This is a genomic window from Dactylosporangium sp. McL0621, assembly GCF_049995355.1.
Lineage (GTDB): Bacteria > Actinomycetota > Actinomycetes > Mycobacteriales > Micromonosporaceae > Dactylosporangium.
In genome coordinates this window covers 5,449,512-5,467,233 of the sequence record NZ_CP188259.1, presented here as the reverse complement: position 1 = coordinate 5,467,233, position 17,722 = coordinate 5,449,512, and the positions used below count along the sequence as shown (strand labels likewise).

Sequence of the window (17,722 nt, the reverse complement as noted above, 5' to 3'; positions counted from 1 at the left end):
CAACACCTGCGTCGCCAGCAGCGAATGCCCACCGAGGGTGAAGAAGTCGTCGTGCACACCGATCCGCTCAACCCCGAGCAGTCCGGTCCAGATCCCGGCAAGCACCTCCTGGACGGCCCCGGACGGCGCCACAAATTCCACTCCAACCGGCAGCTGCACCCCGACCAGCGCGCTCCGGTCCACCTTCCCGTTGGCGTTCCGCGGCAGGGCCGCCAGCTCAACGAACACCCCCGGCACCATGTACTCCGGCAGCCGAGCCCCCACCCACACCCGCAGCTCTTCTACCACCAGCACCGCGTCGCCGGCCGGCACAACGTAGGCGATCAGGCGCCCGTCCTCGGCCACCACAACGGCATCCGCGACACTCGACGAAGCCCGCAACGTGGCCTCAACCTCGCCCGGCTCAACCCGGAACCCGCGGACCTTCACCTGATCATCTGCACGACCGACGAACTCCAGCACACCGTCGGCACGCCACCGTGCAACATCACCGGACCGGTACAACCGCGAACCGCCCGGCCCGGCGACAAACCGCTCCGCCGTCAACTCCGGACGACCCACATACCCCCGCGCCAGACCCACACCACCGATGAAAATCTCCCCCGGCACACCAACTGGGACAGCACGGAGACTGTTGTCCAACACGTGCACCTGCACATTGCCCAACGGCCCACCAATCGGCGGATCCCCCACCGCATCCCCGGCACAGTCCATCGTGGTCGCCAGCACAGACACCTCAGTCGGCCCGTACGCGTTGAACACCCGCGCCCCCACCGACCACAACCGCGCCAACTCACCACTCACCCGCTCCGACCCGACAATCCACGACCCAACACCCGGCACCTCCGCCGGGTCGAGCTGGGACAACAACGACGGCACCACACTCGCCGCCGTAACACCCTCGGCCCGGATCAACGCCGCCAACGCCCGCGGCTCGGCACGCTCGGCCGCAGACGCCATCACCAACGTCCCACCCACGGTCAGCACACCAGCCAGATCAATGACCGCGGCGTCGAACGAGAACGACGCGAACTGCAACGCCACACGGCCCAGCTTCGGTGCGATCTGCACGGCCAGGTTCAGCACGCCGGTGTGCGGCACAACGACGCCCTTCGGCACACCCGTCGACCCAGACGTGTAGATAACATACGCCGCCTGCCCACCCCGCACAGCCGGGAGCACGGCGTCATACCTGGGCATGACCACCCCAGGTTCCAGCACCACCGCCGCACCCGCATCCGCCACCATGAACGACAGCCGGTCCGCCGGGAACTCCGGATCCAGGGGCAGATACGCCGCACCCGCCCGCCACACACCCAGGACCGACGCCACAAAGTCGGCGGTACGGTCCAGACGCAGGCCCACCACCGAATCCGGGCCCACACCCGAGGCCAGGAGATACCCGGCCACATCAGCGGAACGCTGCCACAACTCGCCATAGGTCAGCTCGGTGTCACCGGCACGGACCGCCACCGCCCCCGGATCCTGGGACGCGATCAGATCCAGCACAGTCTCGGCACGGGGCAGCACGGTCGCCGTGTCATTCCACCGTGCCAAGTCCGCCACCTCCGCGGACGTGAGCACAGGCAGCCCGGACAGACGACGACCCGCGTCCGCGGCAACCGCCGCCAGCAACTCCCGGAAATGACCGACCAGACGGGTCATCCGGGCGTCGTCGAACAGGGTCGTGCTGTAGCGCAGCCGGCCGGCCAGCCCGGCGCCGGCCTCGAGCAGGACGACGGACAGGTCGAACTTCACCGGCACCGCGACCGGCGCGGACGGCTGGTCCGGCAGGTCGGCGTCCCAGCGCTGCCCATCGGCGGCGGCGTAGTTGAACAGCACCTGGAACAGCGGCGACCGGGAGCGCTCACGGTGCACCCCGAGCTGGTCGACGAGCTGCTCGAACGGCAGGTCCTGGTGCGCGTACGCGGCCAGGGTCTCACCCCGTACCCGGCCCAGCAGCTCGGCGAACGTCGGATCGCCGGACAGGTCGGCCCGGAGCACGAGCGTGTTGACGAAGAAGCCGATCAGGCCCTCGATCTCAGACCGGTTCCGGTTGGCGATCGGTGTGCCGACGACGACGTCATCCTGGCCGGCGTACCGCCCGAGGATGACACTGAACGCCGCGTACACCGTCATGAACATCGACACCCCGGCGGCCCGCGACAAGGCACGCAGCCCCGTGACCGTGTCGGCCGGGATCGCGAACTCGATCGCGGCGCCGACACTGGAGCGGATCGCCGGGCGGGGCCGGTCGGTCGGCAGGTTCAGCGCGGGCGCGCCGTCGAGCCGGGCACGCCAGTACTCGAGCTGGTCGCGCAGGATCTCGTCGGTGAGCCAGCGGCGCTGCCACACGGCGAAGTCGGCGTACTGCACGGGCAGTGGGGCCAGGTCGAGGCCCTGGTAGAGCGCGTCGAGCTCGTGGCGCAGGATGCGCTCGGACCAGTCGTCGATGACGAGGTGGTGCATGGCGAGCGCAAGGATGTGCGCGCCCGTGCCGAGCCGCAGCAGCGACGCCCGCAGCAGCGCCCCGGCGGCCAGGTCGAACGGCACCTGCCGGTCGGCGGCGAGCCACGCCTCGGCGGCGGCCTCCGGGTCGTCCTCTGTGGACAGGTCGACGATCGCCAGCGCGAACTCCGCCGGCGGGTCGACAACCTGGCGTGGTACGCCGTCCGCGTCGGCAACGAGCCGCGTGCGCAGCACCTCCTGCCGCGCGACGAGCGCCTGGAGCGCCGCCCGCAGCGCCTCGACGTCGAGCTCACCGTCGTACCGGATCGTGGTCGGCGCGTTGTACTCGGCCGAGTTCGGCTCGAGCTGCGCCAGGAACCAAAGCCGCTGCTGCGCGAACGACAGCGGCAACGGCTGCTCACGATCGGCGGGCGTGATGGGCGGCGCGACGGCGCTGTCCTGCGACGCCCCGACGAGCGCCCCCAGCCGCCCGACGGTCGGCGCGTCGAAGACCGCCGCAACGGGTACCTCAACGCCGAACACATTCCGCACCCGGGACGCGACCTGGGTGGCGAGCAGCGAATGCCCACCCAGCGCGAAGAAGTCATCGTGCACACCGACCCGGTCGACGCCGAGCAGCTCCCCCCACACCCCGGCGAGCACCTCTTCGACAGCGTTCCGCGGCGCCACGAAGCCACCAACCTCAGCCCGCACCCCCGCCAACGCCCCCCGATCGACCTTCCCGTTCGGCGTCAACGGCAGCACATCCAGCGCCACAAACACCGCAGGAATCATGTACTCAGGCAGCCGCACCCCAAGGAACGCCCGCAACTCCTCAACCGGCGGCACAGCCGGCACCACAAACGCCACCAACCGATCCAGCTCATCAGCAACCACGACAGCGGCATCAACCGAAGGATGCCGAGTCAACGCGAACTCGACCTCACCCGGCTCAATCCGATACCCACGCACCTTCACCTGCACATCGGCCCGCCCAAGGAACTCCAACGCATCCCCAACACGACGCACCCGATCCCCGGTCCGATACCACCGCGACCCACCAGCCGCCGCAACAAACCGCGATGCGGTCAACGAGGGTTGGCCCACATAACCCCGGGTGACACCCACGCCACCGACGAACAGCTCACCCACCGCACCCAACGGCACGGGCCGCAGCACGGCGTCCAACACCTGCACCTCAACCCCAGGCAACGGCCCACCAACCGGCGCCGGCCCCACCCCATCGCCGAACACCTCACAGAACGTCGAATCAACGGAAGCCTCCGTGACCCCGTACGCCGTCAGCACCCGCACCCCCAGCACCCGCCGTGCCCGGGCCACCGACTCGAGCCGCCACACGTCAGTGGTCACCACGACCAGACGCAGATCCGGCAGTCCGAAGCCGGTCCGCTCAACGTAGGAGACCAGCTCATCGACGTACCGGGGCGCGGACTCGAACGCCTCGACCCGGGCGGTGGCAAGCAGCCCGTGCCAGGCCGCAGTGTCGAGCTGAGCGCCGACGTCACCGATGACGAGGGTGCCCCCGGCCGCAAGCGCACGGACCACATCACCCGTGAACACATCAAAGCTGGCACTGGCCAGGGTCAGCCACGACAGACCCTGCGTGAAGTGGGTCGCCGACCAGCCGCCGAGCACACCCAACAGCGCACTGTGCGGCACAACCGTGCCTTTTGGCACACCCGTAGACCCGGATGTGTAAATGACACAGGCCGCCTGGGCCGGATGCACAGCCGCCGTGAACGGATCGCCGTACTCCACCGTGTCGACCACCACCGACACACCGGCATCCGCAACCATGAACTCCAGGCGCTCAACCGGATACGACGGGTCCAACGCCAGATACGCCGCGCCAGCCCTCCACACACCCAGCATCGCCACGACCAGGTCCACACCGCGCGGCAACCGCAGGCCGACCACCGATTCCGCACCGACACCCCGTGCGGCGAGCCAGCCCGCGAACCGCGCCGCCCGCGAGTCCAGCTCCGCGAACGTCAACGACGAACCACCAGCCCGCACCGCCACCGCCGACGAAGACGTCGGCACCAGTTCGTGCACACCCCCGACCGACGGCCGCTCCAACCGGTCGCCGCGCCACGTCCCCGTCGTCCGCATCGGCAGCTCGGACAGCCGCGTGCGGGGCGCCAGCGCCGACAGCAGCGACGTGAAGTGCTCGATGAGCCGGCGGATCGTCGAAACGTCGAACAACTCGGTGCTGAACTGCACGCCGCCGACGAGGTCGGTCGCGGTTTCGCCGACGATGAAGCTGAGGTCGTACACCGCCGGCACCTCGACCACGGTGTCGTCGACCGGCCCGGCGTCGCCGTCGATGCGGCCGTAGTTGAAGAGCACCTGGAACAGCGGGCTCCGGGAGCGGTCCCGGGGTGTGCCGAGCGCGTCGACCAGCGACTCGAACGGCATGTCCTGGTGCTCGAACGCGCCCAGGGTTTCGGTGCGGACCCGGCCGAGCAGCTCCTCGAAGGTCGGGTCGCCGGAGAGGTCGGTCCGGAGCACGAGCGTGTTCACGAAGAACCCGATGAGCCCCTCGATCTCGGCACGGTTCCGGTTGGCGATCGGCGTACCGACGACGATGTCATCCTGGCCCGCGTACCGGGAAAGCAGCACGTTGAGGGTGGCGAAGACCGTCATGAACATCGAAACCCCGGCCGCGGCCGACATGGCCCGCAGCCGGTCCGCGACCTCGGCCGGGATCGCGAAGTCGATGACCGCGCCGGCGCTGGTGCGCTGGGCGGGGCGGGGCCGGTCGGCCGGCAGTTCGAGCACGGGAGCGCCGTCGAGGCGGCCGCGCCAGTACGCGACCTGGTCCTCGAGTACCTCCCCGGTGAGCCACTGCCGCTGCCAGGCGGCGAAGTCCGCGTACTGCACGGCCAGCGGGGCCAGCTCGGCGCCGGCGTGGAGCGCCTCGAGCTCCCGGCGCAGGATCGCGTCGGACCATTCGTCGCTGATGACGTGGTGCATGACCAGGCCGAGAATGTGTTCGGTCGTACCGAGCCGCAGCAGCGTCGCCCGCAGCAGCGGCCCGCTCGCCAGGTCGAACGGGACCCGCCGGGCGGCGGCCAGCCAGGCATCGGCCGCGGCTTCGGGATCGTCCTGCGTGGACAGGTCGACCGTCGGCAGCGCGAACGGTGCCGGCGGGTCGATGACCTGGTGCGGTACACCGTCGGCATCCGCCACGAGCCGGGTCCGCAACACCTCGTGCCGCGCGACGAGCGCCTCGAGCGCCGCGCGCAGCCCGTCGGCGGAGAGCTCGCCGGAGAACCGAATGGGCGCCGGAAGGTTGTACTCCACGGAGTCGGGTTCGAGCTGCGCGAGGAACCACAACCGCTGCTGGGCGAACGACAACGGCAACGGCTGCCCCCGATCGGCCACCCCGATCGCGTTCGCGACTGCGGGCTGGGCCGCCTCGATGAACGCCGACAACCCCGCCACCGTCGGATTGTCGAACAGCACCGCCACCGGCACCTCAACCCCGAACAGACCGCGCACCCGCGACAACACCTGCGTCGCCAGCAGCGAATGCCCACCCAACGTGAAGAACGAGTCGAACACGCCGACCCGGTCCACCCCCAGCACGTCAACCCAAACCTGGGCCACACCGTGCTGCACGGGACCAACCGGCGCCACGAACTCGACGCCGGACGCGACCCCCGTCACGGCCGGGAGCGCCGCCCGGTCCACCTTCCCGTTGCGGGTGACGGGCAGTTCCAGCAGCTCGACAAAGATCCCCGGCACCATGTACTCGGGCAGCCGCTGCCCGGCCCACGCCCGCAACACCTCAGCGGCGGGCACACCGACGGCGACGTCGGCCGGGACGACGTACGCCACCAGCCGCTGCTCATCGGCGACCACCACCACATCACCGACACCGGGATGCGACCGGATTCCGGCCTCAACCTCACCCGGCTCGATCCGGAACCCACGCACCTTCACCTGTGCATCAGCACGGCCCACAAACTCCAGACGCCCATCCGCCTGCCACCGCACCACATCACCGGTCCGATACCACCGCTCACCGTCCGGCCCGGCCACAAACCGCTCCGCCGTCAACTCCGGCCGCCCCCGATACCCCCGCGCAAGACCAGGACCACCCACCAACAACTCACCGGCCACCCCGACCGGCACCCGGTTCAGGAACCGATCCACCACCAGGAGCCGCGACCCGCCGAACGGCACACCAATCGACGGCCCACCATCAACATCGACCGACGCCACCACCGTCACCTCAGTCGGCCCATACGCATTCAACAACCGCCGACTCGACGACCACAACCCCGCCAACTGCCCATCCAGACGCTCACCACCACTGATCAACACCCCCAACCCCGGCATCCCAGCCGGATCCAGCAACGCCAGCAACGACGGCGGCAACAACGCCACCTCCACCCCAGCCCCGTCAACCAACCCCGCCAACCGCCCCGGATCCGTACGATCCTCCTCGGCCGCGATCACCAAACGCCCACCAAACCCGAGCGCGAGACACACATCCCACACCGAAGCGTCAAACCCGAACGACGCAAACAACAACACAGCCAGCGGCGGTACCGCCCCACCGAACACCGCCCGCTGCCCCGCCAACAGACACACCAACCCGCGATGCGTAATCTGCACACCCTTCGGCCGACCCGTCGACCCCGACGTGAACAACACATACGCCACCTGATCCGGGACCCGGCCCACCGCCGGCGGCGTCACAGGCTGCCCCGACAGCAACACCTGCGTCACCGCGTCATCCAGCACCACCGTGCGGACCTGCCCGACCGGCAAATCCCCCACCGTGTCGTCCGAACCGACCAACACCTGCACACCACCATCGGCCAGCATCACCGCCAGCCGCTCCACCGGATGCTCCGGATCCAACGGCACATACGCCCCACCCGCCTGCCACACCGCCAGCACCGCCACCACAAACTCCACCCCGCGCGGCAAACACACCCCCACCACAACCTCGGTCCCGACACCCAACGCCCGCAGGAAATGCGCCAGCCGGTTCACCCGCTCCCACAACACCGCATACGTCACAACCTCATCACCGAACCGGACCGCCTCCGCATCCGGCGTCCGCACCACCCAGCCCGCCACCAGATCCGGCAACAACTCCACCCGCGCAAGATCCGCCGTACTCTCCGCCCACTGCGCCACCGCCAACCGCTCCGCACCCGTCAGGAGCCGAACAGTCGACAACCGAATGTCCGAGTCCTGCACGACCGCCGACGCCAGCTCGGCGAAATGCGCAGCCAGACGCTGCATTCGCTCACGATCGAACAATGCGGCGCTGTACTCGACCGTGCCGGCCAGACCGCCGTCCTGCTCGGCGAGGATGAAGCGGAGGTCGACGCCGCCGATGACGTACTCGTCGGCGCCGTCCTCGGCGACGGTGAGCGTGTCGGACGGCGTGCCGGTGTCGGTGAAGTAGTTGAAGAGCACCTGGAAGATCGGGCTGCGCGAGCGGTGCCGCTCGACCCCGAGCTCGTCGACGAGCTGCTCGAACGGCACGTCCTGGTGCGCGTACGCGGCCAGTGTCTCGGCCCGCACCCGGCCCAGCAGCTCCGTGAACGTCGGGTCGCCCGACAGGTCGGTGCGCAGGGCGAGGGTGTTGACGAAGAACCCGATGAGCCCCTCGGTTTCGGCCCGGTTACGGTTGGCGATGGGGGTGCCGACGACGATGTCGTCCTGGCCGGAGTACCGGCCGAGCAGCACCGTGAGCACGCCGAACACCGTCATGAACATCGAAACGCCCGCCGCTCGCGCCACCTCGCGCAGCCCGTCGACCAGTTCGGCCGGGAGCTGGAACTCGACCCGGGTACCGGCGGCGGAACGCACGGACGGCCGGGGCCGGTCGGCCGGCAGCTCGAGCACGGGCGCGTCGGCGAGCCGCGCGCGCCAGAAGCCGAGCTGCGCGTCGAGGACCTCGCCGGTGAGCCACTGGCGCTGCCAGACGGCGAAGTCCGCGTACTGCACGGGCAACGGGTCGAGCTCGGCCCCCGCGTACAGCGCGGCGAGCTCCCGGCGCAGGATGTCGGCCGACCACTCGTCGCTCACGACATGGTGCTTGGCGATCGCCAGCACGTGCTCGTCGGCCCTGATCCGCAGCAACGTGGCCCGGAACAGCGGCCCGGCGGCCATGTCGAACGCCACGCGCCGGTCGGCGGCCAGCCAGGCTTCGGCCGCGGCCACCGGATCGGCCGCGCCGGAAAGATCCACGAACGGCAGATCGAACGCCGTGGCCGGATCAACAACCTGACGCGGTACCCCATCCGAGTCCGCCACGAGCCGCGTGCGCAGTACCTCGTGCCGGGCAACGAGCGCGCCGAGCGCCGCCTGCAGCGCGGTGGCGTCGAGCTCCCCGGGCAGCCGCAGCGCGACCGGCGTGTGGTACTCGATCGAGTCCGGCTCGAGCTGCGCCAGGAACCACAGCCGCTGCTGCGCAAACGACAACGGCAGCGGCTCATCCCGGCTCACCGGCACAATGGGCGCCACATTCGTACCGGGCGAGGCCCCCTCAACCGCAACGGCGAGCCCGGCAATCGTAGGTTCGTCGAACAATGCCGCAACGGGCAGCTCCACCCCGAACACGGCCCGGACACGGGACACGACCTGGGTAGCGAGCAGCGAGTGGCCGCCGAGCTCAAAGAAGTTGTCGTGCACCCCGACCCGGTCAACCCCGAGCACCTCGCCCCAGACCCCGGCCAGCAACTCCTCGGCGGGTGTGGCCGGTGCGACAAACCCACCCGCAAGCTCAGGCCGGCTCTGATCGGGCGCAGGCAGCGCCGCCCGGTCGAGCTTCCCATTGGCGGTGAGCGGGATCGCGGTGAGTTCAACGAACACGGCCGGGACCATGTGCTCCGGCAGCCGCCCGGCCAGGAACGTCCGCAGCTCACCAACCGACGGCATCTCATCAGAGGGCACCAGATACCCGACGAGCCGCTGCCCATCAGCCACCACAACCGCCGCGGACACAGCGGGATGCGCGAGCAACGCGGCTTGGACCTCGCCGGGCTCGATCCGATACCCACGAACCTTCACCTGATCATCCGCACGGCCCAGGAACGCAATCAGCCCATCCGGGCGTCGCACCACAACATCCCCGGTCCGATACAGCCGCAACCCACCGGGCGCAGCCACAAACCGTTCCGCGGTCAGCTCCGGCCGGCCCCGATACCCGCGGGCCAGCCCTGCACCACCCACATACAACTCACCGCGTACCCCGATCGGCACGGGCCGCAACGACCGGTCCAGCACATGCAGCCGGATGTTCGGCAGCGGCGAACCGATCGGCACCACCGTGCCGTGCAGCACATCATCGGTGAGCCGCACGGTCGCCACACCAACCGTCGTCTCGGTCGGCCCGTAATGGTTCACGGCACGACCCGCCAGCTCCCGAGCCACCTCAACCGGCGTGGCCTCACCGCCCAGGATCAACGCCCGAGCCGGCCGGACCCGCGACACACCCAGACCCAGCAGATGCGACGGCACAATCTTCACGTAGTCGATCGCATGCTCGGTCAGGTAGGCGTCGACCAGATCCGGATCGGTGACGATCGCCGGGTCCACAAAGTGCAGACATCCGCCGGTCGTCAACGCCGTGAACAGCATCGTGTTGCCGAAGTCCGTGGTCGGGGGCTGCAACAGTGCATACGACGCGCCCGGTTCACCGATGCCCAACCGGGACGGCACACCCGTGACGTAGTTCAGCAGGCCGCGATGGGTTACCTGCACGGCCTTCGGGCGGCCCGTGGAACCGGATGTGAACATGACGTACGCGACACGGTCCAGATGTGACACCACCGTGCCCGGCACGGTGTCGGGCACGGTCTGCAACAGCGGATCGTCCAGCAGCACGGTGCGCAACCGGCCGACCGGGAGGTCACCGATCCTGTCCGCCGTGCCGACCAGGACCGACACACCCGCCTCAACCAGCATGAACGCCGACCGCTGCGCCGGCTGGGAACCATCCAACGTGACGTACGCACCGCCGGCTGCCCACACGGCCAACACCGACACCACGAAGTCGGCACCTGAGTCCGTCGCCAGACCCACCACCGACTCCGGGCCCACACCCACCGAACGCAGCAAATGCGCCAGACGGTTCGAGCGGCTCACGATCTCGGCGAACGTCCACGACTCACCGCCCGAAACCACCGCGATCGCATCCGACGGCCGGACCAGCTCGTGGATGCCCGACACAGCGGGTAGATCGGCCGCCGTGTCGTTCCAGTCGCTCAACTCGGCCGTGTCTACGGTCACTTCCGACAGCCGGATGCTCGCGTCCCGGGCCACCGCCGACATGAGCTGCTGGAAGTGGGTGATCATTCGGCGGATTGTCGACTCGTCGAACAGTCTGGTCGCGTAGTGGAACGCGCCCTCCAGGCCCGTGCCGTGCTCGGACACGATCAGGCGCAGGTCGAACTTCACCTGTACGTCGCGGGCCTGGCCGAACTGGTCGTCCGGGGAGTCGTCCGCTGTCTCCTCGGCGGTGACGTAGTTGAACAGGGCCTGGAACAGTGGGGTCCGGGAGCGGTCCCGGTCCGTGACCAGCTCGTCGACCAGGCGCTCGAACGGCACGTCCTGGTGTGCGTAGCCGGCGAGGGTTTCGGTCCGCACACGGCCGAGCAGTTCGGTGAAGGTGGGGTCGCCGGACAGGTCCGTGCGGAGTACCAGGGTGTTGATGAAGTACCCGATCAGGCCCTCGATCTCGGCCCGGTTCCGGTTCGCGATCGGGGTGCCGACGGTGATGTCGTCCTGGCCGGACCAGCGGTTGAGCAGCATGACGTACGCGCTGAAGAGGGTCATGAACATCGACGCGCCCGAGCCGCGGGACACTGTGCGCAGTGCCGCCGCCACGTCGTCGGGGATCGCGAAGTCGATGACCGCGCCCTCCGAGGAGCGAACCGCCGGCCGCGGATGATCCGTCGGCAGATCCAGCACGGGCGCACCCGCCAACCGCCGCCGCCAGTACCCGACCTGCTCCTCCAGCACCGCCCCGGCCAGCCACGTGCGCTGCCACACGGCGAAGTCCGCGTACTGCACGGGCAGTGGATCGAGCACGGCCCCGGCGCACAGGTCCGCCAGCTCGCCGCGCAGGATCCGGTCCGACCACTCGTCGCCGGCCACGTGATGCATCGCCAGCGCCAGCACGTGCTCCCCGGGCGCGACGCGCAGCAGCGTGGCCCGCAACGGCGGCGCCGCGGCCAGGTCGAACGGCACGAGCGCGTCGGCCGCCAGCCACTCCTCGACCGACTTGTCGACGATCGGCAGGTCGAAGTCCCGGGCCGGCTCGATCACCTGGTACGGCACGCCGTCGGCCCCGGCGACCAGCCGCGTCCGCAGTACCTCGTGCCGCTCCACCAGCCGCCGCAACGCCCCAGCCAGCCCGGCCACGTCAACGTCGCCCGGCACCGGGATCAGGATCGGCATGTTGTACTCGACCGAGTCCGGCTCGAGCTGCGCCAGGAACCACAACCGTTGCTGCGCAAACGACAACGGCAACGCCACGTCCCGCCCAACCGGCGCAACCGGCGGCGCCGTCAACCCCGGAGTAGCGGCCGCGATAGCCGTAGCCAGCCCATCGATGGTGGGTGCATCGAACAGCGCCTCAACCGGCACCTCGACCCCGAACGCGACCCGCACGCGCGACAACACCTGCGTCGCCAGCAGCGAATGCCCGCCGAGCGAGAAGAAGTCATCATGCACACCGATCCGCTCAACCCCGAGCAGTCCGGTCCAAATCCCGGCAAGCACCTCCTGCACAGGACCGGCGGGCGCCACGAATGAGACCCCGACCGGCAGCTGCACCCCGACCAGCGCCTTCCGATCCACCTTCCCGTTGGCGTTCCGCGGCAGGGCCGCCAGCTCAACGAACACCCCCGGCACCATGTACTCCGGCAGCCGAGCCCCCACCCAAACCCGCAACGCCTCAACAGACAGCGACTCGTTCCCGGCCGGCACCACATACGCGACCAGGCGCCCGTCCTCGGCCACCACCACCGCATCCGCGACACTCGACGAAGCCCGCAGCGTTGCCTCCACCTCGCCCGGCTCGACCCGGAACCCACGGACCTTCACCTGATCATCGGCACGACCGACGAACTCCAGCACACCGTCCGCCCGCCACCGTGCAACATCCCCGGACCGGTACAACCGCGAACCGCCCGGCCCGGCGACAAACCGTTCCGCCGTCAACTCCGGACGACCCACATACCCTCGTGCCAGACCCACACCACCGATGAAAATCTCCCCCGGCACACCGACCGGCACAGGGTTCAGCACGGCATCCAGCACATGCACCTGCACATTGCCCAGCGGCCCGCCGATTGGCGGATCCCCCGCTGCGTCGCCGGCACAGTCCATCGTGGTCGCCAGCACGGACACCTCAGTCGGGCCGTAGGCGTTGAACACCCGCGCCCCCACCGACCACGACCGCGCCAATGCACCACTCACCCGCTCCGACCCGACAATCCACGACCCAACACCCGGCACCTCCGCCGGGTCGAGCTGGGACAACAGCGACGGCACCACACTCGCCGCCGTAACACCCTCGGCCCGGATCAACGCCGCCAACGCCCGCGGCTCCGCACGCTCGGCCGCCGACGCCATCACCAACGTCCCACCCACGGTCAGCACACCAGCCAGGTCAATGACCGCGGCGTCGAACGAGAACGACGCGAACTGCAACGCCACACGGCCCAGCTTCGGTGCGATCTGCACGGCCAGGTTGAGCACACCCGCGTGTGGCACAACGACGCCCTTCGGCACACCGGTCGACCCAGACGTGTAGATGACGTACGCCGCCTGCCCACCCCGCACAGCCGGGAGCACGGCGTCATACCTGGGCATGACCACGCCCGGTTCCAGCACGAGCACCGCACCCGCATCGGCCACCATGAACGCCAGCCGGTCCGGCGGGAACTCCGGATCCAGGGGCAGATACGCCGCACCAGCCCGCCACACACCCAGGACCGACGCCACAAAGTCGGCGGTACGGTCCAGGCGTAGACCCACCACCGAGTCCGGGCCTACCCCCGAGGCCAGGAGATACCCGGCCACATCCGCCGAACGCTGCCACAACTCGCCATAGGTCAGCTCGGTGTCACCGGCACGGACCGCCACCGCCCCCGGATCCTGGGACGCGATCAGATCCAGCACAGTCTCGGCACGGGGCAGCACGGTCGCCGTGTCATTCCACCGTGCGAAATCGGCCACCTCAGCCGGGGTGAGCACAGGCAGCTGGGACAGACGACGGCCTGCGTCCATGGCCACTGCCGCCAGCACGGCACGGAAGTGACCGACCATGCGAATCATCCGGGCGTCGTCGAACAGGGCCGTGCTGTACCGCAGCGCGGCCCGCAGCCCGTCCCCCACCTCGTCCACGGCGATCGACAGGTCGAACTTGACCGGCGTCGACTCCGGCTCGCCCACCACGTCCGGCAGCGCCGAGGCCGGGCCCCGGCCGTCGGCGGCGACGTAGTTGAAGAGCACCTGGAACAGCGGTGTACGCGACAGGTCGCGCCGCACGCCGAGCTCGTCGACGAGCTGTTCGAACGGGACGTCCTGGTGCGCGTACCCGGCGAGGGTCTCGGTCCGTACGCGGCCCAGCAGCTCCGCAAAGGTCGGGTCGCCGGACAGGTCCGCCCGGAGGACCAGTGTGTTGACGAAGAAGCCGATCAGGCCTTCGATCTCGGCACGGGTGCGGTTGGCGATGGGCGTGCCGATCACGAAGTCGTCCTGGCCCGAGTAGCGGCCGAGCAGGACCGTGAACGCTCCCAGCACCGTCATGAACATGGACACGCCGGCGTCCTGGGACACCGCACGGAGGCCGTCGACGACGTCGGCGGGTACGACGAACTCGATGGCCGCGCCCTCGCTGGAGCGGTGTGCGGGCCGGGGCCGGTCGGTCGGCAGCTCCAGGGCGGGCACGTCGGCCAGGCGGCGGCGCCAGTAGGCGAGCTGGCCGTCGAGGACCTCGCCGGTGAGCCAGCGGCGCTGCCAGACGGCGAAGTCGGCGTACTGGACCGGCAGCGGCGCCAGCGGCTCCCCGGCGAGCAGGGCGGAGAGCTCCCGCCGCAGGATGCCGACCGACCACTCGTCGGCGACGACGTGGTGCATGGCGAGGGCCAGGATGTGCTCGTCCGGCCCGAGCCGCAGCAGCGTGGCCCGGAACAGCGGCCCGGCCGCGAGGTCGAACGGCACCGCCGCATCAAGAGCCAGCCACGCCTCCGCCTCCGCAGAGTCCGAAATGTCCAGGACGGGAAGAACGAAGTCCGGCGCCGGATCGATCACCTGGTACGGCACACCGTCCGCACCGGCGACCAGCCGGGTCCGCAGGACCTCGTGCCGCGCGACGAGTGACCCGAGCGCGGCCCGCACGGTCTCGACCGACAGGCCGCCGAACGGGATCACGGCCCGCATGTTGTACTCGGCCGCCCCGTCCAGCTGCGCGAGGAACCACAGCCGCTGCTGGGCAAACGACAGCGGCAACGCCACATCCCGCCCGACCGGAACAACCGGCGGCACCTGCACCCCGGGCGCCGCGCCGTCGACCACGGCCGCGAGCCGCGCAACCGTCGGCGCATCGAACACGGCGGCCACCGGAATCTCGACGCCGAACACGTCCCGCACCCGCGACACGACCTGTGTCGCCAGCAGCGAGTGCCCACCAAGCGCAAAGAAATCGTCGTGTACCCCGACCTGCGACACCCGAAGCAGCCCGCCCCACACCCCAGCCAGCAACTCCTCCACCGACGTCCGCGGCGCCACAAAGCCGTCAACCTCCGCCCGCACCCCAGCCAGCGCGCCCCGATCGACCTTCCCGTTCGGCGTCAACGGCAGCACATCCAGGCCCATGAAAACCGCCGGCACCATGTACGACGGCAACCGCGAACCCAGGAACGCCCGCAACTCCTCCACCGGCGGCACGGCCGGCACCACATACGCCACCAACCGATCCAGCTCATCCGCAACAACCACGGCAGCGTCGATCGAAGGATGCCGGGTCAGCGCGAACTCGACCTCACCAGGCTCAATGCGGTACCCACGCACCTTCACCTGCGAGTCGGCCCGCCCAAGGAACTCCAACCCAGCGGCCGTGCGCCGCACACGGTCCCCGGTCCGATACCACCGCGACCCGCCAGCCGCCGCAACAAACCGCGACGCCGTCAACGACGGCTGACCCACATAACCCCGGGTGACACCCACGCCACCGACGAACAGCTCACCCACCGCACCCAACGGCACAGGCCGCAGCACGGCGTCCAACACCTGCAACTCAACCCCAGGCAACGGCCCACCAATCGGCGCCGGCCCCACCCCATCGTCAAACAGTTCACAGAACGTGGAATCAACGGAAGCCTCCGTGACCCCGTACGCCGTGAGCACACGAACCCCCAGCACACGCTGTGCCCGGGCCACCGACTCGAGCCGCCACACGTCGGTGGTGACGACGACCAGGCGCAGATCCGGCAGCTCGAGGCCAGTCTGTTCGACGTAGGAGACCAACTCGTCGACGTACCGGGGCGCGGACTCGAACGCCTCGACCCGGGCCGTCGTGAGCAACCCGTGCCAGGCGGCAGTGTCGAGCTGAGCGCCGACCTCGCCGATCACGAGAGTGCCCCCAGCGGCGAGCGCGCGCACCACATCACCCGTGAACACATCAAAACTGGCGCTGGCCAGCGTCAACCACGAATGCCCGGTGAACCCCACCGCCGACCAGCCGCCGAGCACCCCCAACAGCGCACTGTGCGGCACGACCGTGCCTTTCGGCACACCCGTCGACCCAGATGTGTAAATGACACAGGCCGCCTGGGCCGAATGCACGGTCGCCGTGAACGGATCCCCATACTCCACCGCCGAGACCACAACCGACACGCCCGCATCCGCGACCATGAACTCCAGCCGCTCGACCGGATACGAAGGATCCAGCGCCAGATACGCAGCACCGGCCTTCCACACACCCAGCATCGCCACAACCAGGTCCACACCCCGTGGCAGCTGCAGACCCACCACCGACTCCGCACCCACACCCCGTGCGACGAGCCAACCAGCGAACCGCGCCGCCCGCGCATCCAACTCCGCGAACGTCAACGACACATCACCAGCCCGCACCGCCACCGCAGACGACGACGTCGGGAACAGCTCGTGCACACCCCCGACCGCCGGCAACGCGAGCGCAGCACCACGCCAAGGCGCCGAAGACAGCAGCGGAAGCCGAGACAGCGCACGGCCAGGAGTAGCCGCCACCGCGGCCAGCACGGCACCGAGGTGGGCCACGATCTGCCGCGCCGTCGCCTCCGTGAAGAGCTCCGTGCTGTACTGCACCTCCCCGACCAGCCCGACGTCGTACTCGTTGAAGCTCACACTGAGGTCGTAGACCGCCGGCATCGGGTCCGCCGCCCCGTTGACCGCCGGCGCGACGCCCTCGTGACGGCCGTAGTCGAACAGCACCTGGAACAGCGGCGTCCGGGAGCGGTCCCGGGGCACGCCGAGGGCGTCGACGAGCTGTTCGAAGGGGAGGTCCTGGTTCGCGTACGCGGCCAGGGTCCCGGCGCGCACCCGCCCGAGCAGCTCGGCGAAGGTGGGGTCGCCGGACAGGTCCGTGCGGAGGACCAGCGTGTTGACGAAGAAGCCGATGAGGCTCTCGATCTCGGCCCGGTTCCGGTTCGCGATCGGCGTGCCGACGACGATGTCGCTCTGGCCGGTGTACCGCTCGAGCAGCACCGTGAAGGCGCCGAACAGGGTCATGAACATCGACGCCCGGCCTTCGCGGGCCAGGCCGCGCAGCCCGTCGATGACGTTGGCCGGCACGGCGAACTCGATGACGGCGCCGGCGCTGCCGCGCACGGCCGGGCGGGGGCGGTCGGTCGGCAGCTCCAGTGCGGGCGCGCCGTCGAGGCGGCGGCGCCAGTAGGCCAGCTGCCCGTCGAGGACGTCGCCGGTGAGCCACTGCCGTTGCCAGGCCGCGAAGTCCGCGTACTGGACCGGCTGCGGCGCCAGTGTCTCCCCGACGAGCAGGGCCGAGAGCTCCCGCCGCAGGATGCCTTCGGACCATTCGTCGCCGAGCACGTGGTGCATGGCCAGCGCCAGGAACGGGCCCGCCGGCAGCAGGGCGGCCCGCATCGGGGGCGCCGCCGCCAGGTCGAACGGCATCCGGGCCGGCCCGGACAGCCACTCCTCGACCGAACCGTCGAGCACGGGCAGGTCGATCGGGCCGGCCGGCTCGATCACCTGGTGCGGCAGGCCGTCC

1 protein-coding gene (running past both ends of the window) is annotated in these 17,722 nt (G+C 69.9%); it reads right to left on the bottom strand.

Every position in this 17,722-nt window falls within one protein-coding gene, locus ACPPVO_RS25915, for a non-ribosomal peptide synthase/polyketide synthase, read on the bottom strand. The gene is 63,822 nt long; 33,702 of those nucleotides lie to the left of the window and 12,398 to its right, leaving coding positions 12,399–30,120 in view (codon 4,133, partial, through codon 10,040, complete); reading right to left, the first codon wholly in view occupies positions 17,719–17,721. Both the start codon and the stop codon lie outside the window.